Origin of the sequence: Halopiger xanaduensis SH-6 (assembly GCF_000217715.1) — an archaeon.
GTDB classification, from domain to species: Archaea; Halobacteriota; Halobacteria; order Halobacteriales; family Natrialbaceae; genus Halopiger; species Halopiger xanaduensis.
Map to the genome: position 1 here is coordinate 2,822,415 of NC_015666.1, position 20,014 is coordinate 2,842,428.

The 20,014-nt window shown below is 66.4% G+C and carries 21 protein-coding genes; 12 read left to right on the forward strand and 9 right to left on the reverse strand.

The window, feature by feature from the left end; translation table 11 throughout:
- Positions 1–5: 5 nt before the first annotated feature.
- Together HALXA_RS13810 and HALXA_RS13815 are read right to left on the reverse strand one after the other, a co-directional pair.
- On the reverse strand, positions 6–830 hold the full coding sequence (locus HALXA_RS13810; RefSeq protein ID WP_013880995.1) for an MBL fold metallo-hydrolase: 825 nt from the start codon (positions 828–830) through the stop codon (positions 6–8).
- Between the two features lie 36 nt (positions 831–866).
- Positions 867–1,229 (reverse strand): hypothetical protein, encoded by a 363-nt coding sequence (locus HALXA_RS13815; protein ID WP_013880996.1) that lies wholly within the window; start codon positions 1,227–1,229, stop codon positions 867–869.
- A gap of 151 nt (positions 1,230–1,380) precedes the next feature.
- Here HALXA_RS13815 and HALXA_RS13820 point away from each other — a divergent pair, with 151 nt between their 5' ends.
- Positions 1,381–1,659 (forward strand): hypothetical protein, encoded by a 279-nt coding sequence (locus tag HALXA_RS13820; RefSeq protein ID WP_013880997.1) that lies wholly within the window; start codon positions 1,381–1,383, stop codon positions 1,657–1,659.
- Between the two features lie 21 nt (positions 1,660–1,680).
- On the opposite strand, the gene HALXA_RS13825 is transcribed toward HALXA_RS13820, so the two are convergent.
- Positions 1,681–3,102, reverse strand: coding sequence for an ATP-binding protein (locus HALXA_RS13825; RefSeq protein WP_013880998.1), 1,422 nt, complete (start codon positions 3,100–3,102; stop codon positions 1,681–1,683).
- A 160-nt stretch (positions 3,103–3,262) separates the two neighbouring features.
- Here HALXA_RS13825 and HALXA_RS13830 point away from each other — a divergent pair, with 160 nt between their 5' ends.
- Together HALXA_RS13830 and HALXA_RS13835 are read left to right on the forward strand one after the other, a co-directional pair.
- Entirely contained in the window at positions 3,263–3,631 is a 369-nt protein-coding gene (locus HALXA_RS13830) for a universal stress protein (protein ID WP_013880999.1), read from the forward strand.
- 2 nt (positions 3,632–3,633) lie between these two features.
- Positions 3,634–4,197, forward strand: coding sequence for a GNAT family N-acetyltransferase (locus tag HALXA_RS13835; RefSeq protein WP_013881000.1), 564 nt, complete (start codon positions 3,634–3,636; stop codon positions 4,195–4,197).
- A 17-nt stretch (positions 4,198–4,214) separates the two neighbouring features.
- Here the strand turns inward: HALXA_RS13835 and HALXA_RS13840 are convergent, their stop codons facing one another.
- Positions 4,215–4,682, reverse strand: a complete 468-nt coding sequence (locus HALXA_RS13840) for a universal stress protein (RefSeq protein WP_013881001.1) — start codon at positions 4,680–4,682, stop codon at positions 4,215–4,217.
- A 211-nt stretch (positions 4,683–4,893) separates the two neighbouring features.
- On the opposite strand from HALXA_RS13840, the gene HALXA_RS13845 reads away from it, so the two are divergent.
- The 3 genes from HALXA_RS13845 (at position 4,894) to HALXA_RS13855 (ending at position 7,891) form a co-directional block, all read left to right on the forward strand.
- Positions 4,894–5,376 (forward strand): universal stress protein, encoded by a 483-nt coding sequence (locus HALXA_RS13845; protein ID WP_013881002.1) that lies wholly within the window; start codon positions 4,894–4,896, stop codon positions 5,374–5,376.
- Between the two features lie 106 nt (positions 5,377–5,482).
- Positions 5,483–6,772, forward strand: coding sequence for a DHH family phosphoesterase (locus HALXA_RS13850; RefSeq protein ID WP_013881003.1), 1,290 nt, complete (start codon positions 5,483–5,485; stop codon positions 6,770–6,772).
- A gap of 147 nt (positions 6,773–6,919) precedes the next feature.
- Positions 6,920–7,891 (forward strand): transcription initiation factor IIB, encoded by a 972-nt coding sequence (locus HALXA_RS13855; protein ID WP_013881004.1) that lies wholly within the window; start codon positions 6,920–6,922, stop codon positions 7,889–7,891.
- A gap of 86 nt (positions 7,892–7,977) precedes the next feature.
- Here HALXA_RS13855 and HALXA_RS13860 read toward each other — a convergent pair whose 3' ends face one another.
- Together HALXA_RS13860 and HALXA_RS13865 are read right to left on the reverse strand one after the other, a co-directional pair.
- Positions 7,978–8,679, reverse strand: coding sequence for a hypothetical protein (locus HALXA_RS13860; RefSeq protein ID WP_013881005.1), 702 nt, complete (start codon positions 8,677–8,679; stop codon positions 7,978–7,980).
- 128 nt (positions 8,680–8,807) lie between these two features.
- Positions 8,808–9,269 carry a DUF5807 family protein gene (locus tag HALXA_RS13865; protein ID WP_013881006.1) on the reverse strand — a complete coding sequence of 154 codons (462 nt, stop codon included), beginning with the start codon at positions 9,267–9,269 and terminating at the stop codon, positions 8,808–8,810.
- 183 nt (positions 9,270–9,452) lie between these two features.
- On the opposite strand from HALXA_RS13865, the gene HALXA_RS13870 reads away from it, so the two are divergent.
- On the forward strand, positions 9,453–11,090 hold the full coding sequence (locus HALXA_RS13870) for a globin-coupled sensor protein (RefSeq protein ID WP_013881007.1): 1,638 nt from the start codon (positions 9,453–9,455) through the stop codon (positions 11,088–11,090).
- A gap of 5 nt (positions 11,091–11,095) precedes the next feature.
- A complete protein-coding gene (locus HALXA_RS13875; protein ID WP_013881008.1) occupies positions 11,096–11,551 on the forward strand; it encodes a chemotaxis protein CheW in 456 nt (151 codons plus the stop codon).
- A gap of 122 nt (positions 11,552–11,673) precedes the next feature.
- On the opposite strand, the gene HALXA_RS13880 is transcribed toward HALXA_RS13875, so the two are convergent.
- The 3 genes from HALXA_RS13880 to HALXA_RS13890 all read right to left on the reverse strand — a co-directional run bounded on the left by HALXA_RS13880 (position 11,674) and on the right by HALXA_RS13890 (position 15,614).
- Positions 11,674–13,359 carry a methyl-accepting chemotaxis protein gene (locus tag HALXA_RS13880; protein WP_013881009.1) on the reverse strand — a complete coding sequence of 562 codons (1,686 nt, stop codon included), beginning with the start codon at positions 13,357–13,359 and terminating at the stop codon, positions 11,674–11,676.
- Between the two features lie 255 nt (positions 13,360–13,614).
- Positions 13,615–14,823 carry a chemotaxis protein CheW gene (locus tag HALXA_RS13885; protein ID WP_013881010.1) on the reverse strand — a complete coding sequence of 403 codons (1,209 nt, stop codon included), beginning with the start codon at positions 14,821–14,823 and terminating at the stop codon, positions 13,615–13,617.
- Positions 14,820–15,614, reverse strand: coding sequence for a ParA family protein (locus HALXA_RS13890; protein WP_013881011.1), 795 nt, complete (start codon positions 15,612–15,614; stop codon positions 14,820–14,822). The genes HALXA_RS13885 and HALXA_RS13890 overlap by 4 nt, the downstream gene beginning before the upstream one ends.
- 184 nt (positions 15,615–15,798) lie before the next feature.
- Between HALXA_RS13890 and HALXA_RS13895 the strand changes: the two genes are divergently transcribed.
- From HALXA_RS13895 to cheY, 4 genes are all read left to right on the forward strand, one after another.
- Positions 15,799–16,269 carry a hypothetical protein gene (locus tag HALXA_RS13895; protein WP_013881012.1) on the forward strand — a complete coding sequence of 157 codons (471 nt, stop codon included), beginning with the start codon at positions 15,799–15,801 and terminating at the stop codon, positions 16,267–16,269.
- Positions 16,269–17,351, forward strand: coding sequence for a chemotaxis-specific protein-glutamate methyltransferase CheB (gene cheB, locus HALXA_RS13900; protein WP_013881013.1), 1,083 nt, complete (start codon positions 16,269–16,271; stop codon positions 17,349–17,351). The genes HALXA_RS13895 and cheB overlap by 1 nt, the downstream gene beginning before the upstream one ends.
- Positions 17,339–19,354 (forward strand): chemotaxis protein CheA, encoded by a 2,016-nt coding sequence (gene cheA / locus HALXA_RS13905; RefSeq protein WP_049895316.1) that lies wholly within the window; start codon positions 17,339–17,341, stop codon positions 19,352–19,354. Before cheB ends, cheA begins: the two co-directional genes overlap by 13 nt.
- Positions 19,355–19,652: 298 nt before the next feature.
- On the forward strand, positions 19,653–20,009 hold the full coding sequence (cheY, locus tag HALXA_RS13910; RefSeq protein ID WP_013881015.1) for a chemotaxis protein CheY: 357 nt from the start codon (positions 19,653–19,655) through the stop codon (positions 20,007–20,009).
- The last annotated feature ends 5 nt before the right edge of the window (positions 20,010–20,014 follow it).

Genomic DNA, 20,014 nt, shown 5'->3' on the forward strand with positions numbered 1-20,014 from the left:
TCCGCTCAGAGGACGTACGTTTCGCCGTCGACCGCCAGCGGCTCCGCAAAGGCTTCGTCGACCGGGTAGTAGTGCGCGAGGTGGACCAGCCGCGTGCGCTCGGCCTCGAGGTCGTCGGCCAGCGCGAGCGCGCCCTCTCGAGTCATGTGTTTCGTGCCGAAGGTTCGCGGGACGCCGTCGGGCCCCTCGTGGCGGCCGCCGACGGGGTGGTGCTCGCAGAACCGGGCGGGGACGATCGCGTCGGCCAGCAGGAGGTCGGGGTCGGCGAGCGCCTCGCGGGACCGCTCGGGAACCCCGTAGCTCGTATCTCCCGATAGCGAGAGCTTCGCGCCCGTCTCGGGATCCTCGATCGCGAGCCCGTAGCACAGCAGCGGCGGGTGCTCGACCGGCACCAGCGTTACGTCGAACCCGCAGATCCGGACCGGCTCGAGCGGCGTCGTCGGGCGGACGTCGATCGGATCGAGGTAGTGGTAGTCGTCCCGCACCGTTTCGGCGACGCTCTTACCCGTTTGCGGATCGGTCTCGTCGGCCGCGTAGACCTCGAGCGAGTCGAAGACGCGGAAGACGTTGCCCAGTCCGTCCAAGTGGTCGAAGTGGATGTGCGTGATGACGGCCGCGTCGGGGAGCGGCACCTCGTCCCGGAGGAACTGGTAGCGAAAGTCGGGGCTGAAATCGACCAGCAGCGACTCGCCGGTACGCTCGTTTTCGACGTGGACCGAGAACCGGGTGCGCTCTATCCCTCGCTCCCGCGCGGTCTCGCAGGTGTCGCAGTCGCAGCCGACGGTCGGCGTCCCCGTCGTGTCGCCGGTGCCCAGCAGCGTGACGCGCATCGTCACCGTCGGCCTCCGGCGCGCTCGCGCGTGCGGTCACACATACGATCGCCCTTCCGCGAACGCCCGCTGGAGCAGCGGGTGTTCCTCCCGTTTCTCGACCCGGTCGGCGGGGAGAACGTACGGCGAGAAGACGACGCCGTACTCGGCTCCGACGGTCTCGGCGAGCGCCTCGAGTTGCCGTTCGCGCTCCTCGTCTTCCTCCTCGAGGACGATCAGCACCTCGGCCTCGGCGTGGACGTCGCGGTCGCCCCGGACGGCGTCGCCGAAGACGACGAGGTCCCGGATCGCGTCGCCGTGTTCGGCCCGCACCCGCTCGGCGAACGCGTCCGCGGCGTCGGCGTCGCCGCCGGTCCCGGGCCCGGACCCTGCCGCTCCGTGTGGCGCGGTGTCTCTCATGGGCGTGTGATTGGGCCCCGTCGCATAAAGGGTATACTGATCGGTGGCCTCGACGAGTCCGACTGCGACTCGAGGCGACGCTGGATTCGGTCGACCGCTCGCAAAACGGTAAACTAACTAACTAAAAACGGGTACGATACGACGTGGATCAATGAGTATTGTCGCTACCGCCGCCGGAACGGGAGCGTTCGGACTCGCGATCGGATTCGCGACCGGGCTCTCCGAAACGAAAGGGACGATCAAAAAAGCGCTTACGGTGCTCGGTAGCGTCGCGGCAACCGGCGGGCTCGTCGGCTGGTATCAGGACCTGGGGACGGGAAGCGTCGCGATCGGATCTCTCTCGATCGGCTTCATCGTCGGACTCGTTATCGGGGCGCTGCTCAGACAGTCCCGCGTGCTGCGCGTCATGTCTCCAAGAAAATCGGAGTGAAGGTGACGTTTTGGTGGCGCGTTAGTGGTCGTGATCGTGATCGTGCTCGTGACCGCCGTCGCTCGCAGCACCCTCGATGTCGCCGCCCGCGACCAGGGCGTCGTGGTCGCCCTCGATCATGTCCATGTTCTTCAGGTTGTCCCGCTCCTCGAACTCCTCGACCGCGTTCAGGAGGTCCTCCTGGGTCAGGGTCGTCCGGTCCTCGGTCAGCGCCTCGAGGACGGCCTCCCGGAGCACCATCCGGAGGTCGCTGCCGGTCAGGCCCTCCGTGGCCTCGGCGATGAGTTGCGGGTCGAATTCCTCGATTTTCATCTGGCGGGTGATGACCTGGAGGATGTCGGCCCGCATGTTGTAGTCGGGCTTGGGGAAGTTGATGATCTCGTCGAAGCGGCGCCAGGCGGCGTCGTCGAGCTGGTCGGGGTGGTTGGTCGCCCCGATCAGCAGGACGTCGTCCTCGATCAGCGAGATGTTGTCGATGCTCTTGAGCAGGGTGTTCACGGCCCGTTTGAGCGCGGCGTGTTCGTCGCTGCGCCGCGTTTTGGCGACGAAGTCGAACTCGTCGATGAACAGAATGCACGGCGAGAGTCGCTTTGCGACTTCGAAGGTCTTGTCGACGTTTTTCGCCGTCTCGCCGAGGTACTGCGAGGTGATCATCGAGAGCTTGACCTCGACGAACGGCAGGTCCATGTCGCGGGCCAGCGCCTGCGCGGTCGACGTCTTCCCGGTCCCCGGCGGCCCGACGAACAGCAGCTTGCCGATCTCGCGCAGTCCGATCTCCGAGAGGTAGTCCCGGTGTTCGATCGCCTTCGCGATCTTGTCGATCTCGGCCTCCTGATCCTCGGTGAGGACGAGGTCCTCGAGCGTGATGTCGACCTCCTCGGGCGCGCGGACTTCGACGAGGTCGAGCATGTCCTCGTCCTCCTCGTCGTCGAAGTACTCCTCGAGTAGGCCGTCGATCCAGACCCGATCCGCGCGGATCGGCCGGTTTTGCTCGCGGGCCTCCTCGTGGGTAACGTCGAAGTCGTCCCCGTACTCGCCGTGCTCAGCGAAGTGTTTGGCGAGGGTGGGGTTCTCGAGCAATCGCTTTTCGTCGGCGCGCTCGGCGAACCACCGCTCGGCCATCTCCTGTTGGGTGAGGGTGATCGTGCCGGAGAACTCGTCGCGCTCGGTGAACATCAGGTCCGAGACGGCCGCCCAGGGTTGGTCGACCCCCGTCGCCTCGCGCGCCGTGCTGTTCGTGGCCGAGAGCGGGCGACTGATGCCGGCGCGGCGGCGGCTGGTTCCGTCGTCGCTATCGCCGTCGTCGCTGCCGCCGTTCGCGCCCCCGGTCCAGAAAACTCGGCGGAACGACGGCGGCAGATCGTTCTCGTCCAGCGTCCTGTCGTCCGAATACACGCTCGTCGTGAGCAGGAACTCTACGACATCGAGCGCCGCGTCACTCATTCGGTCACCGTACTCCCCACACGGTCTTAACAGCGTCGTCACGGAACTCGTGTGCCAGTCGGTCCCAGCGCGTCGCGTGGAACCAGGCCTCGCGCGGTTCACCGTCGCGCACCGGCCGCCCGGCATAACGGTTTTCGTGTGTGCGGACACACGCACGTATATGAACGTCTTACTGGGTCTCGGGGGCAGCGACGAATCGGTGAAAGCGCTCCGGCAGACCATCGATCGGACGCGGGAGGCCGGCGACCAACTCACCGTCGCCGTCCTCGACAAACCCGAATCGAAGCGATCGCAGGACGAGATGGCGACGGAAGCCGAGGACCACCTCGAGGAGGCCGGTATCGACGCCGAGATCGTCCGCCTCGAGGGCGATCCGGGCAGCGCGCTGGTCGACTACGCCGAGCAGGGCGAGTTCGACCAGCTGGTGATCGGTGGCGGCACGCTCTCCCCGATGGGGAAGATCCAGCTCGGCCCGATCACCGAATTCGTGCTGTTGAACGCCCCGACGACCGTCAAACTCGTTCGATAACGATGCCAGGGACGCGACCGTATCCGGACGAGCCGGCCGGCCCGTTCCCGTCGCCGCCGACGACGTTCGAGGACGGCGACGGCCGATCGATCGAGGTCCGAGCCCCCGCGGACTTCGAGGCCGTCGTCGACGACGTCGTCGCGATGTACGACGACTTCGATCCGTCGGACCGAGCACAGGGGATCCCGCCGACCGGCGAGGAACGGATCCGCAACTGGCTCGAGACGATCGCCGACGAGAGCGTCAACGTCGTCGCGCGCCACGCCGGCGACGTGATCGGCCACGCCGTGCTCGTCCCCGACACGGACGATCCGGGCGCGATCGAGGCCCGCAGCGACGTCGAGTGGGAACTGGCGATCTTCGTCCTGCAGGCCTACCAGCGGGCCGGCATCGGGACGCAGCTGCTCGAGCACCTGCTGGGTCACGCCAGCGACGTCGGCATCGAGAAGGTGTGGCTGACCGTCGAACGGTGGAACCAGCCGGCGATCGCCCTCTACGAGCGGGTCGGCTTCGAGGCGACGGGCACGGAGAGTTTCGAACAGGAAATGGCGATTCTCCTGAACTGAATCGCCGTAGGGACGTTCTACACCGACAGAACGGGTTGACTCGCGTACGACAGCACGTACTCGGCCGCCTTCTCGAGCACTTCCACTTCCGCAGCCGTCGCGTCGCTGACCGGCTCCCGAGGCAGAACGATGAAGTCGGCATCGATCTCGTCGGCCGTGTCGAGCACGACGTTGCCCGGGTGGCGGGTCTTGCGGGTCTGGGAGAACCCGTCGTCGATCGACGTCGACAGGGGGACGTCGGCCTCGTCGGCGATCGTCCCGACGTCCTCGAGGAAGTTCCGCGTGTCCTCGGCGACGGCGTCCTCGTCGACGGTGCCGGCGTCCATGCCGTGGACGACGCCCCGTCCGAGCACGAACAGCGCGTGGACGGACGCGTCGTACCGATCCGCGACGGCGACGGCGTATTCGACGGCGGTGGCGGACTCGTCGCTTCCGTCGACGGGCGCGAGGACGGTGTCGACGGAAAACGGCTTGCTGTCGTCCATACGCGCCAGTGTGTGCGCCGATGCCAAAAAGGTCCCCCCGCGGCGTCGGCGACTTTGGAATCGCAGTGTCGCGCTCGAGTCGCAGCGGTGTGCTCGAGTTGCGGCGATACGCTCGAGTCGCGATCGGACCCGGAGCGGCACTGAATCGACGGACGGCCGAACGAGTGCAGGAGCAGGGGAGTTTAAGCCACCGGAGGCAGAACCCTCGCGCATGTTCGATACGGTCGTGGTCGCTACCGACGGCTCCGAGAGCGTCAAGCGAGCCGTCGACGTCGCGCTCGATCTCGCCGCTCGGTTCGACGCCGCGGTCCACGCGCTGTCGGTCGTCGACGCCAGCGAGGTCGACGCCTCGCCCGAACAGCTCCGCGAGGAGCTCCGAACCGCCCTCGAGACCCACGCGGACGCCGCCCTGGGAACGGTCGAGGACCGCGCCGACCGAGACGTGACGACCGCCGTTCGCGAGGGTCGGCCCGCGGCCGAGATCTGCGAGTACGCCCGCGAGATCGACGCCGATCTGGTCGCGACCGGGACCCGCGGCCGCCACGGGGAGAACCGCCTGCTGCTGGGCAGCGTCGCCGAGCGGGTCGTCCGAACCTCGCCCGCGCCCGTGCTGACGGTTCGCCAGCTCGAGCCGGCGGGCGACGGCGAGGCGGCCGAGTCGGGCGAGGTCGCCGAGACGGTCGCGGACGCGTAGCTGCTTCGGTTCTCCCTCCTCAATTCTGCCCGTCAGTCGGAGCCACGCGTCCGCCGAGCGACGCGAGAGGGGAACGCACTTCCCCGCCCGCGTCCCAGGGGGGAACATGTACGACGAACTCATCGACAGCGGCGATCTGCCGCTCGCCCGCAAGTCCGTCCTCCCGGGAACCGGCTTTTTCCTGCCCGACACGGTCGAGGAGGACTTAGAAGAAGAGCAGGCGGCCGCCGCCCTCGAGGGGGCCGAGGTCGCGGTTATCGCCGACCCCGACGCCGACGGGCTGGCCTGCGTCGCCCTGATTCGGGAGGCCTACGACGACGTGCAGAACGTTCCCGAACCGGACGACGAGGCTGCGGACGGTGACGAGAACGACGCGTCCACAGAGGCGTCGGACGCGGCCGACGCCGTCGATGACGCTGAAGAGGCAGCCGTCGGCCTCACCGGCGACGAGGTCGAGAGCCCGCTCGAGGAACCCGAGCCGACGCCCCACGAGGTCGCCCTGATCCCGGCGAGCCCCCACGACGTCGAGGACGCGATCGCGCGGGTCGCCGAGTACGGCGACGACGGGATCGAACTGTTCGTCTGCGACCTCGCGCCGGACAGGTACGAGTACGTCGAGGACGAACTCGAGGCGGCCCTCGAGACCGCCTCCTCGGTCGCGTGGTACGACCACCACCAGTGGGACGACGAGGTCGCGCAGGCAGTTCGCGACGCCGGCGTCGACCTCGTGATCGGCGACTCCGACGAGGAGTGTTCGGCCGACGTCGTCTACCGCTCGCTCGAGTACGACTTCTCGCCGATGTACGAAGAACTGGCAGCCGTGACGCGGGATCACGACCTCTGGCTGCGCGAGGACCCTCGTAGCGACGATCTGGCGGACTACGCGTACTGGACCGACCCTGCCGAGTACGTCGAGGTCGTCCGCGAGTACGGCGTGGACCTCCCTGACTGGGTCCACGAATACATCTCCGAGCGCCGCGTCGAGAAGGAGGCGCTGATCGACCGCGCGATCGCGCGCGCCGAGTACCGCGAGATCGGCGGCTACACCGTCGGCGTCACCTACGGCCGCTGTTCGCAAAACGAGGTCGCCGAAGCGATGCGCGAGGAGGGCGCCGACGCCTCGGTGATCGTCAAACCCGCCGGCTCCGCCTCGATCCGGGGAACCGACGAGTTCGACCGCTGCCACGAGGTCGCAGGGAGGGTTAACGGCGGCGGCCACCCCAAGGCCGCGGGCTGCAAACCCGACATCTACGACGACATGCTCGACTTCGCGAACCACTGGACCTCCCGCGGGGCGGTGACGAAGCAGGTCATCCTCGACGCGTTCCGCGAGGTCGTCGCGGATGAGGAAAGCGAGACTCCGGACGACGCGGACGCCGACGAAACCGCCGCGTAATCGTCATCCACAATCCAAACACTGCGTTTTCGGTCGCTCTGGGCCTACTCGGGCTCGTTCTCCCTCGAGCTCCGACGTGATCCGCGAGTATCATCATTCGGTTGTCATAGCACGTCCCTTAAGCCACTGGGACGGTTGTATCGGGTTATGGATAGGCTCACCCGGCAGCGAACGCGCGACTCCGAAACGACACAGGAACGCGAGAACGAGCAGGATACGGCGGCTGAACGGGTGTGCCCGGAATGTAACTCCGACAGCCTCGTCAGGAGCGAGGACCAGCGAGAACTCGTCTGCGACGACTGCGGGCTCGTCGTCGAGGAGTCGAACATCGATCGCGGGCCGGAGTGGCGCGCGTTCAACCACTCCGAGCGACAGAGCAAGTCCCGCGTCGGCGCGCCGACCACCCAGGCGATGCACGACAAGGGGCTGACCACCCAGATCGACTGGAAGAACACGGACGCCTACGGCCGCTCGCTGTCGGCGGACAAGCGCAGCCAGATGCGCCGGCTCCGCAAGTGGCAGGAACGCATCCGCACGAAAGACGCCGGCGAACGGAACCTCCAGTCCGCGTTAAGCGAGATCGACCGCATGTCGAGCGCGCTCGGCATCCCGCGATCGGTCCGCGAGGTCGCCAGCGTCGTCTACCGACGGGCGCTCTCCGAGGACCTGATCCGCGGCCGCTCGATCGAGGGCGTCGCCACCGGCTGCCTCTACGCCGCCTGCCGCCAGGAGGGCATCCCGCGGAGTCTCGAGGAGGTCGCCGAGGTATCCCGAGTCGAACGAAAGGAGATCGGGCGCACGTACCGGTACGTGGCCCAGGAGCTGAGTCTGGAACTGAAGCCGGTCGATCCCCAGGAGTACGTCCCGCGGTTCTGCTCGGAGCTCGATCTGAGCGAGGAGGTCACGGCGAAGACGCGAGAGATCATCCAGGTCACGGCGGAGAAGGGCCTGCTCTCCGGGAAGTCGCCGACGGGGTACGCTGCCGCCGCGATCTACGCCGCGTCGCTGCTGTGCAACGAGAAGAAGACCCAGCGCGAGGTCGCGGAGGTCGCCCAGGTGACGGAGGTCACCATCCGGAACCGGTATCAGGAACAGATCGAAGCGATGGGCATCCACTGACTGCCGTCCCCGCCGTTCGGCAGTCGTAGCGTGTTTTCCAGCTTGCCGAGCCGTTTTTCCGATTATCTTGTCACACTACTACTCGGTTACTGCCTTGAGGCGAAGTATCGCATCACCAGTTGTAACACGTGGACGAAGACGCCGGCGACGGCGACGTAGACGCCGATCGTCTGGAGGCCGACGGACGCGTCGCGGTTGTCCCGAACCTGCCAGATCTCGTAGCCCAGCCGCAGCAGGAAGCCGAGGAAGACGAGCACGAAACCGACGACCAGCAGTTCCGAGAGGACGAACGAGCCGATGGCGATGACGGCGATCCCGCCGAGGAACGCGTAGTTGGCGAACTTCCCCCAGTGTTCGAACGTCGTCGACCGCGCGTAGACGTAGCCGGCGATCAGCGCCGTCAGAACGGCGGTAACGATCGCCGTCACGCCGAGGATCGTGAGTGCGCTGTCAGGCGGGGCGAACCGCAGCACGCCCGCGCCGAAGATTCCGAACGCGAGTTGCAACACGACGACGCCGACGAAGGCGATTCCCGTGTCGCCGCCCTTGACGCCGCGCTCGGCGATCAACTGGCCGCCCGTGATCGCCACGCCGTAGACGATCACGCCGAGGATCGGCGCGGTCCCGAACAGGAAGTCGTTGATCGCTGCGAGCGGCGTCCCCACGAAGGCGTACATCACCGCGACGTTGATCGCCATCAGCAGGCTCGCGCCGCCGATCACGCGACCGTCGCGACTCGAGAGGCCGAATCCGCGCTCGGTTCGCTGAGCCGTGTCGACGGAGCTCATAGTGGTATCTACCGTCAACTAGGCCGTCGAGGCGGAAAAACAGCGACCTTGCCGTCGGCGGCGTTCTCGGCAGCCGGCGGCGGTCGCTCGAGATCGAGAAATGCGACCGGAAACTGGTCGCTGCGGCCTTACAGCTCCTCGGGTTCGGCCGGATCGCGTTCGGGTTCGGGGTTCCACTTGTCGGAGTAGGCGGTGCCGCACTCGCACTGGACGTACGCGTGGATGACGTCGCCCTCGGCGTAGATGCCGCCGACGTCGTCGTTTTGCTCCTCCGCGAAGGCGAAGACGAACTTCGGTTCGTGGTCGCCCTCGCTGTCGCCGGGCGTTTCGGGACAGGTGCCGCCGGTGAGATCGGCGTCGACGATGCCCTCGTTAGCCATCGCCGACTTGGCGAACTGCATCGCGCCCGTGCCGGTCGCCGCCTGGAACGCGTTCCGTCCGCTCTCGCCGTCGACGACGATCAGCGTGCCGCCCTCGACGGACTCGCCGAACTGCTCGAGGCGGTCGTCGTCGACGAACGAGTCGGCCAGATAGAGCGCGACGTCGTCCGGCCGGTCGCCGGCCAGAAACTCCGAACGTGGGTCACTCATGCCCCGAAATCGGCGCCGGACGCGGATAAAAGTCGCGCACCGGCGCCACGGCGTCGATCTCGACGGACCGGAGGAACGACCGCAGCGACTACCCGCATTCGGCGGCGCGACCGTGCGACGGCAGCCCACGAACTAGTTCGATCTGCAACAACACTTATCCCCCTGACCTTCACTTTTATCGGTATGTCTAGATCGGACCGTCAATCGTCCCGTCTCGACGCGGCTCGCGAGGCCGTCGTCGAACCCGATGCCGTCTCTCGGGACGATGTCTCCCGCGCGAAGGACCTCGCCGGCCTGCAGTCGGCCGACGAGCGCCGCCTCGAGTCGATGTCTCACCTGTTCGACGCCGTCAGCGACGAACTCGCTGCCGCGTCCGTCGATGCGGTCCGTTCCCAGTCGGATATCGATATCGGCGCGGCGCTCGAGCGGACCGGGTCCGACGAAGCCGCTCTCGAGCGAAGCCGACGCGAAGCCCTTGAGGGGGCTACGGACGGCGAGTACGACGCCGACTTTTTCGACCGTCGGCTGCGCGGGGACGACGTGGCGGCGCTGCTGTCGGCCGGCCCCGACGTCTATCTCGGCTCGTTCGGCGTTCAGTACGAGCGGCTGTTCGAGGAGATCGCGGCCGATGTCGTGGCTCGCTACGAGGATGCGGACGACGGCACGTCCGACGACCGTGCAACCGACGGCGGCGTCGCCGCCGCGCCCGCGACCGACAACGGGACCCTCGAGCGGGCGGTCGACGACGCCCTCAACCGGGCGCTGTCGGCCGTCCGACTGTCGATGGTCGACCAGCAACTCGCGCTGCGAGCGCGCTCGAGCGCCCAGGAGGCACGGATCGACGCCTACGAAGCGCAACTCGCGGAGTACGAGCAGCGACTCGAGGAGTACGAAGCTGAAATCGAAGCGCAGGACCGAACGCGGGAGGATCTCGCGGACGCGCGCCGGAGCATGGAGAACACGCTCGAGGAAGTCGCCGAAGCGACCGACGACGTCGCGGACGGCGCCGACGAGATCGACGACCTCACCGCCGAACAGTCCGACTCGATGAGCGAAATCGCGAGCGAAATCTCCGGGCTCTCGGCGACCGTCGAGGAGATCGCCTCGAACGCCGAGGAGGTCAGCGCGACCAGCGAACAGGCCGAATCGGTCGCGAGCGACACGACCGAGACCGCCGAGGAGGCCATCGACAAGATGGAGGGCGTCCAGGAGGCGGCCGACGAGGTCACCGAGGACGTCGAGAACCTCCGCGAGGGCGTCCAGCGCATCGACGAGATCGTCGACGTCATCAACGACATCGCCGACCAGACCAACCTGCTCGCGCTGAACGCCTCGATCGAGGCCGCGACCGCCGGTGAGGCGGGCGACGGGTTCGCCGTGGTGGCCAATGAAGTCAAGAGCCTCGCCGAGGAATCCCAGGACGAAGCGACGAACATCGAACGCATGGTCGACCGGATTCAGGCCGACACCGAGGAAACCGTCGACAGCCTCGAGACGGCGAACGCGGAGATCGACGACGGCGTCGAGCTGGTCGAAGAGACCGTCGACAACCTCGGCCGGATCGAGGAGGCGGTCGCCGAAGCCAGTACCGGCATTCGCGAGGTCGCGACCGCGACCGACGATCAGGCTGCGAGCACCGAGGAGGTCGCGAGCATGACCGACAGCGCGATGGAACGATCGCAGGAGATCGCCGACGAAGTCGAGACCATCGTCGCGACGACCGCGGACGCGAGCGACCTCGTCGAGGAAATCGACGCCGAGCTCGACCGACTCGAACTCGAGGACGGGACGGGCGTCGAAGCCGGAACCAATCGGAAGTGAGCCACATGTCAACGACGAAATCGAACCGACCGACTGCGGACGAGGAGGACAGAACGAGCACCCACGTGCTCGAGTTTAGCCTGGGCGAGAACCGCTACTGCGTCGACATCGGCTACGTGGCGGAGATCGTCGACACCAACCAGCTGACGGCGGTGCCGAACACGCCGGACCACGTCGAGGGCGTCATGGATCTGCGCGGCGAGACGACGAAGATCGTCAATCTTCGGCGGATCTTCGGCGAGACGGACGACGACTCGGCGATCGGCAACCGGATCATCGTCTTCAAGCGCAAGCGCGGCTCCAACGAGCGCATCGGCTGGCTCGCCGACGAAGTCTACCAGGTCGAGGAAGTCTGGACCGACACGGTCGACACCTCGGTCGACGGGGAAGGGATCGCCGGCGTCATCCGGCGAGACGACGAGTTCGTGTTCTGGATCGATCCGACCAGCGTTCGGATCTGAGTTCGGTCAGTTTGCTGTTCTCGAAGCCCCGCAACGATAGTGAGCGGGCCGTCCAGTCGGTTTGCATCAGTTGAGCGGAAACGACGGAAAGAGAGCGAAGAAATCAACCGCGAGCGACCGCGTTAGACGTCGTCGGTCTGTAACTCGTCGACTCGCGCCATGAGCGTCTCGATCGTCTGGTTCTGGTGATCGGTCGCCGCCACGATCCGCTCGGCGGCCGCCTCGCTCTCGTCCGACCGGTCGCGGACGGTCTCCATCGTCGACGTGAGCTCCTCGATGCTGGCCGTCTGATCGTCGATCACCCGCGCGACTTCGGAGATACCGTTAGCCGCCTCGTCGACCGAGTCGGCGATGTCCTCGAGCGAGGTGAGCACGGCCTCGATCTGTTCGTCGGCGTGTTCGATCCGCTCGTGGGACTGTTCGACGGCGTCGGTCGTGTCTTCCGACTGGGCCTGCAACTCGTCGAGGCTCTTCGTGATCTCCTCGGTGTGTTCCTGGGTCTCGTCGGCGAGTTTCTTGACCTGGTCGGCGACGACGGCGAACCCGTTGCCGCTCTCGCCGGCCCGCGCGGCTTCGATGTTCGCGTTGAGCGCCAGCAGATTCGTCTGGTCGGCGACGTCGGAGATGACCTCGACGACGTCCCCGATCTCGTTCATCTTCTCGGCTAAGGCGTCGACGCTCTCGCGGAGTTCGTCCCCGATCGCGACGACGTCTTCGGTCGCCTCGCGCGCGTCCTCGCCCGCGTCGAGGCCCTGCTCGACGGCTTCTCTCGCCGTCCGCGCCGCGGAGTCGACCTCGTCGGCCTGGGCCGCAACCTCCTCCATGCCCGCCGCGAACGACTGCATCTCGTCGACCGAGTCCTCGAGCAGCCCGTGCTGTTCGGTGACGTTCCCGGCGATCTCGTCGGCCGCGTCGTTCGCTTCGTCGACGGCCGAGCGCATCTCGGTCGCCTGCTCGGTGACCCGGCCGGTGAGCGTCTCTAAGTTGTCGGCCATCCCGTTGACCGCGTCGACGACGTCGACTAGATCGTCGTCGAGCGCGTCGAAATCGTCGCTGCGCTCGGCGCGGGCGGTGAGGTCCCCGTCGCTGATCTCGTTTGCCGTCGTGCGAATCTCCTGGACCAGATCGACCGTCGCGTCCCGCTCGTTGACGATGTCGGTGCGGTCGATGACGACCTCGATGACGCCGATCAGATCGTCGCCGTCGTACAGCGGCGTCGCCGAAAAGTCGATGTGCTTCTCGTCGCCGTGGCGGTCGACCATCGTGCTGGTGTCGCCGTACCGATTCCGATCGGGATCGCGGTGCTCGACGCCGTACTCGAGGTGCGCGCGCTCGGGGGCCTGCAACACCTTGTCCGCGAGCGTGTCCGCGCGACGCCCGTCCGGGTAGAAGTGTTCCGAGGCGTGTTCGTGGCCGACCGCTTCGGTCCGGTCGACGCCGGTCAGTTCGGCCAGGGCCGCGTTCCACTCGACGATGGTGCCGTCGGCGTCCAGGATGAAGGTCGGGACGCCGGTGCCGTCGAACAGTTGCTGGTAGCCGGCGCGTCGCAGCGTCCCGGCATCGTTCACGGCGGCCGCGTCGGGCTCGCCATCCGTCCCGACTTCCTCGTCCCCCTCACCCGTCGCCGGTCGGTCGGCTGCGGCCGTCGTCGCCGGTCGATTGCCGCCGTCGGTCCGGTGCCGTCGGTTCGGTCGACGATCCCCGCGGTCGCCGCTCGCCGAACTTCCGTCGCGATCGCCGTTCCCTCCCGAGGAACTGTCAGTTTGTCGTCGTGATTCGGGCCGGTCGTTACTACCCATTCGGTCCATTGTTTACTACCCACATGGTCGAACCTTCACTATTTAAAATCACTGGCGGAACGAACGTCATTCCCCCGTCCGCAATTCCCGAAGGATCGATTCTACCGTCGGATTCCGACGCGGCGAGTGCTGACGTCGAGCCTCGACGCTCGAGGGAAACGCGCTCCGGGATCGCGACTCGACGGCGAGTCGAGCCACTCCGCTACTGGACGTGCCCCCGGCTTCGAACGAAAACTGTCGAAAGAACGATGTAATGACGGCCGGTCAGTTCCGGACGTAATCGCTCGGCGTGTACTCCGTCTCCGTGGTCTCGATCAGACTGTCGATATCGAGCCACGCGACCAGCGCCGTTCCGTCGTCGACGTTCTTCTTGATGATCCCCTCGACGAACTCGTGTTGGGCGTCCGTCCCGTCCATCACCGTCCCCGTCTCGTCGATCTGGGACTCGCGGTAGGTGACCGCCTGCGAAACGTCGGTCACGCGGATCCCGAGCTTCTGCTTGTCGCCGTCGCGCTCGATGACGACGATGTAGTGGTCCTCGGAGGGCTCGCTGCGTTCGACGTCGAGCATGACGGTCGGGTCGAGAACGCCCGTGATCTCGCCGCGGAGGTCGGTGACGCCGTCGATGGCTTTCGGTCCGCGGGGGAACCGGGTGATGTCTTTCATCTCGACGATCGCGCTGACCCGTCCGATCTCGATCGCGTACCGGTTATCGTTGAGGTAGAACTCGAGCATCTGGACGGTGTCTTCCTCGTTGTGGGTCGACGCGATCAGCGAGTCGCCGCGGTCGAACACCTCCTCGCGGTCGGCCGCATCGCCGTACGTGTCGGCGTCCATGATGGCCGTCGAGTCGACGGTCGCTTCGCCGACGCGCTCGTCGACGGTGACCGTATCGGACATGCCGGCGATCGCACCCTGCAGCGACGCTTCACTCACGCCGTCAGTCGTCTCGGTGCCGGTCCCTGTTCCGGCGCCGATCCCTGTCGTCGCTGCGTTCCCGTTCGCGATCGCGGCGCCACCGGCGTCGGCCGCCGGTTCCGGTTCGGTCCGCTCCGCGGCGGTCTGCTCGAGCGGCTCCTCGGTCCCCGTCGTTTCGGTTTCGTCGTAGGAGAGCGCCTCGCCGTCGGCGTCGTCGGTCGTCGGTTCCGCCGTCGGCTGCTCCGCGTCGCCTCGATCCTGTTCCTGTCCCTTTCCCTGTTCCCGGTCCGCTTCGTCCGTCGCGTCCCGTTCGTCCCCGTCGTCCGTCCCTGCGGACGACTCGTTCGTTCCGGACGCGTCGTCGGGTTCCGACTCGACGTTCGATGTCGCCTCGTCCGAACCGGACCCGTCAGTCGCCGCGTCGGTCTCGGCCCCTGTCTCGGCCTCAACGTCGCTCTCGCTCTCGGCGTCGACTGTGCTATCGTCCGATTCGTCCGACTCTCCCTTCGATCGATTGCGGATGTCCCGAATCCGCCGCGCTCTGTCGTCGGTCATGCCGACACCTCCTGGCGGCCGATCCGCTCGTCGAGGGTCTCGGCCATCGACTCGAACACCGCCTCCATGTCGACGTCCTCCTCGACCTCGAAGATCGACGTTCCCGCTTCGAACGCGCGCTGGAGCGCCACGCGCTTGCGCACTTCGAACAGCGGCACGTCCGGCAGCGCCTCGTCGAACCACTCGAGCATCTCGTCGGCCTGATTGGTGTACTCGACGCGGTTCGCGACCAGCGCGCGCGGCTCGATCTCGACGTCGTAGTCCATCTGGAGCGAGCCGACGTAGTCGAACAGCAACTCGAGCGAGCGCTTGCTCGTCGATTCGGCCAGCGCCGGAATCACGAGGTTTTTGGTCGCACAGAGGGCGTTGTCGGTGATCAGTCCGAGCTGCGGCGGGCAGTCGACGACGACGACGTCGTAGCCCCCCTCGCGCTCGAGGGCGGTCAGCAACGCGTCGAGTCGGTCTTCGCCGTCCGGCTGCTCGGCCAGGGTCGACTGGGCCGCGTTCATGTCGACGTTGCTCGCGAGCACGTCCATCTCCGGATGATCGTAGACGATCTCCTCGAGCGGGACGCCGGACGGGTCCACGAGCGCGTCGAGCAGCGTCGGCGGCTCGGCGTCGTAGGCGTCGAGCTGTCCGAGGCCCTCGGTCGCGTTGCCCTGCGGATCGAGATCGACGAAGAGCACGTCCCGTCCGCGTTCGTTCAACGCACCGGCGAGGTTGATCGCAACGGTCGTCTTTCCGACGCCTCCTTTCTGATTTGTCACACACAGCCGAGCGGATCCCGCCATTCGCTTGGGTCGTTTCAACGCTGCCTACATAATTCACACGGCCAACTCGACGAACCTGTCGCCGGCCGGACACTGTCCGGATACGGATGACAGACGGAGCCGATCGATTCCGAGCCGCGAATCCGAGCGGGAAATAACCCGATCGGCCGAATTCTTTATGCGGCGAACATCACAACCCAGTTCCATGGCAGTGAACGTATCGACCGTCGACAATACCACACGCGCGTGTGTGGACGCTCGAGCGGACGGTCACGACGGCGGCCGTCTCGGCAGTTCGGCCGCCGTCGGACTCGAGGTCGGGTCGGAACCCGAACTCGAACCCGGACTCGAATCCGGACCCGATCCCGGTGTCGAAGTCGGCGACGCCGACTTCGCCGCCGGTCGTCCGGCCGCGCTCGAGCGCGATCGAGCCGTCGACGGCGTCGATCCAGCTGCCAGGATCGGCAACCGCTCCCGACGACCAGCTATGATAACCGCTCTCTCCACCAGCACCCCACGGCAGGATCGACCGCGACCCGCGACCGGCGTCGCCGACACCGGCGACACCGAGACCGACGGCATCAACGAACTCGCGACGCACAGCGAGGGCTCGCCGATGCCGTCCGCGACCGGGCCGATCGCACTCCGCCGACCGAGCCACAGTTCCGACCGCTGATGGTCCGAGCCGTTATCGCCGACGATTCTGCGGTCATGCGCGAAACCCTCGGGAAGATCCTCGAGGACGGCGGCGTCGAGGTCGTCGGCCGCGCCAAGAACGGCACCGAGGCGGTCGCGATGATCGGCCGCCTCGAGCCCGACGTGGCGACGATCGACATTCAGATGCCCGGGCTGACGGGCCACGAGGTGATCGAGCGGGTGATGGCCGACAACCCGACGCCGATGCTGGTCATCAGTTCGCAGACGACGAAAAACGCCGACGCGACGTTCGACGCGCTCGAGGCCGGCGCGGTCGACTTCATCGCGAAGCCGTCGGGCGACAACTCGGTCGACATCTGGTCGAAACAGGACGAGATCGTCGAACAGGTCGAAGCGGTTGCGAGCGCCGACGTATCGAAAGCGACGGAGTCGAACCGTAACACGAGTACCGGCACCGGGAGCGGGGCCAGCGCCGCCGGCGCCGGCTCGACGATCGACGTCGCCGCGGAGTTTCCGAACGACCCGACGCTGGTCATCGGCGCGTCGACCGGCGGCCCGCGCGTCGTCGAGCAGGTTCTCTCCGAACTTCCCGAGCGAGCAGGGTTACGAATTCTGGTAGTTCAACACATGGCAGATCACTACACGGAGCGTTTTGCGAAACGCCTCAACGACCGAACAGCGTACGACATTCGAGAAGCGACCGGGAGCGACACGATCGGGCCCGGCGAGGCCGTGCTGGCGAAGGGCGGCAAACACATGGCGGTCACCGGCTGGCGCAACGGCCGGGTCACCGTCGAACACGACGACGGCCCGAAGCGCCACAACGTCAAGCCGGCCATCGACGTCACCATGGAGACCGCGGCCGAGACGGTCCGGGGCAACCTCGCCGGCGTCATCATGACCGGCATGGGCGCCGACGGCGCCGAAGGTCTGGGCGCGATCAAGGCGGCCGGCGGCAAGGCGATCGTTCAGGACGAGGCGACCTCCCGCGTCTACGGGATGCCGAAGGTTGCCGCTGAACAGGTCGACGTCGACATGGTGCTGCCGAAAGGTCGGCTCGCCGAAGGCGTCGTCAACGCCTTCCGGGGGTGGTCCGCGTGAGCGACGCGACCAGCACCTTCGTCCAGGAGAGCCAGGAGGACATCCGGAAATTAAACAACGCCCTGCTTGACCTCGAGGACGACCCCGAAAGCTCCGACGCCATCGAGACGGTGTTCCGGGTCGCGCACAACCTCAAGGGCAACTTCGGCGTGATGGGCTACACGAAGGCGAGCAACATGGCCCACGCGATCGAGGACCTGCTCGACTGCATCCGGGACGGCGAACTCGCGGTCACGCCCGAGCGGATGGACCTCATCTTCGAGGGCGTCGACCACCTCGAGGCGATGGTCAACGAGATCTCCGACGACGGGGAGACTCACACGAACCCGGAGGCGACGATCGAGGAGATCCGCGCGTCGCTCGAGGCGGGAGCGAACGAAAGCGAGGACGCCGCCGACGCTGACGCCGACGAAAGCGCGAGCGACGACGGCGACGCGAATGCCGACGTGGCCGACGCGCACGACGTCCCCCTCGAGGAGCTAGCCGAGGCCGTCGACCTCGAGGACGACGAGGAACTCTTCCGGGCGTCCGTCAGCATCGACAACGACGACTCGCCCCACGTCGACGCGATGTTCGTCCTCGACGCGACCGAAGACGAGTACGACGTCGTCCGGATGGTCCCCGAGGACGACGTGCTCGAGTCCGAGGAGTTCGGCGGCGTGCTCGACGCGTACCTGCGCACGGGAGACGCCGTCGGAAGCGACGACGTCGCCGGCTTCTACGACGAGAACCGGTACGTCGGCGACGTCGCGGTCGAGGCGCTCGGCGACGACCTCGCCGCGGACGCCGATTCCGACGCGGACGACACAGCAAGCGAAGACGACGACAGTGGTCGCAGCACCGGCGGTTCCCACGGCTCCCAGGAAGTCGAATCCATCCGCGTCGACGTCGAGCAGATCGACCAGCTCTACAACCAGGTCGAGGAGATGGTCACCAGCCGGATCAAGCTCCGGAAGATCATCGAGGAGCACGACCTCGTCGAAGCCGAGGACGAACTCGAGGAACACGGCAAGATCACCTCGAGCCTGCAGGATACGGTGCTGCAGATCCGCCTCGTTCCGCTGAAGAAGATCGTCGGGAACTTCCCGCGGGTCGTCCGCGACATCTCCCGCGATCAGGGCAAGGAGATCGACTTCGAGATGGAGGGCGTCGACATCGAGATGGACCGCTCGATCCTCAACGAACTGAGCGATCCGCTGATGCACCTCATCCGGAACGCGGTCGACCACGGCATCGAGTCCCCGGAGGAGCGCGAGAAGAAGGGCAAACCCCGCGAAGGATCGATCAAACTCGTCGGGGAGCGCGAGCGCGACCGCGTCTCGATCACCGTCGAAGACGACGGCGCCGGACTCGACGTCGAACGCATCCGCGAGAAGGCGGTCGAGAAGGGGATCAAGACCGAGGAGGAAGTGAAGGTTCTCGACGATTCCGAGGTGTTCGACCTCATCTTCCATCCGGGCTTCTCGACCACCGAAGAGGTCACCGAGGTCAGCGGCCGCGGCGTCGGGATGGACGTGGTCAATCAGGTCGTCCGCGGCGTCGACGGCTCGATCAATGTCGAGAGCGAACCGGACGAGGGGACGGCTATCACGCTCACGCTGCCGGTCAGCGTCGCCATCGTCCGCGTGCTGTTCGTCACCGTCGGCGACGAGCAGTACGGCGTGCCGATCAAGAACATCGACGAGATCTCCGAGTTCGAGGACGTGACCGTCGAGTCCGTCGAAGGCCGGCCCGCGATCACGCACGACGACCGCGTCTACCCGCTGCTCTCGCTTCGCGACCACCTCGACGTCCCGGAGGCCGCCCCCTCCGAGGACGACATGGTCATCCGGATCAAGGACACCGTCAGGCAGGTCTACCTGCGCTGCTCCGACGTCGTCGGTCAGGAAGAGGTCGTCATCAAACCGTTCGAGGGCCTCCTGAGCGGCGCGCCCGGTATCAGCGGCGCCTCCGTCCTCGGCGAGGGCGAGGTCGTGATGATTCTGGACGTCGAAACGCTGTAGTCGTCGCTACCCGTTCTTTCCGGTATCGCCGCCGTCGTTCGATTCCGTTCCTCTCGAGCCAGCCCCGATCGTCCTCGGGCAACAGCTGTCGGTTTCTCTCCGGTTGTAGCGACGGTCGGGAGCGCAACGGCCGATAATAATATAGTTCTTCGTACGCGCGTATGTGAAACATTCGGCCGATGAACGTTCCCAATCGCATGCGAATCTCCAAAATAGCTATTTTCCACTGTCGCCACCCAGCAACGAAGTCGTTCATTCGGGCAACATTGTTAAGTTATCTGGGTGTATTGGACCGTTCATGGACGTGCTGATTACAGACGATTCTGGGTTCATGCGGGATCTCCTCCGTGAAATCCTCGAGGAAGACCACAACATCGTCGGGGAAGCCGAAAACGGCGTCGAAGCCGTCGAACTCTATCAGGAAGAATCGCCGGACATCGTCTTTATGGACATCGTCATGCCGATCAAGGACGGAATCGAGGCGACCGACGAGATCACGGACATGGATCCGGACGCGAAGGTCGTCATGTGCACCAGCGTCGAGCAGGCCGAGCAGATGAAAGACTCGATCAAGGCCGGCGCCGAGGGTTACATCACGAAACCCTTCCAGAAGGAAAGCGTGCTCGAGGAACTCAACAGCATCGTCGCCGGGTAACTCGC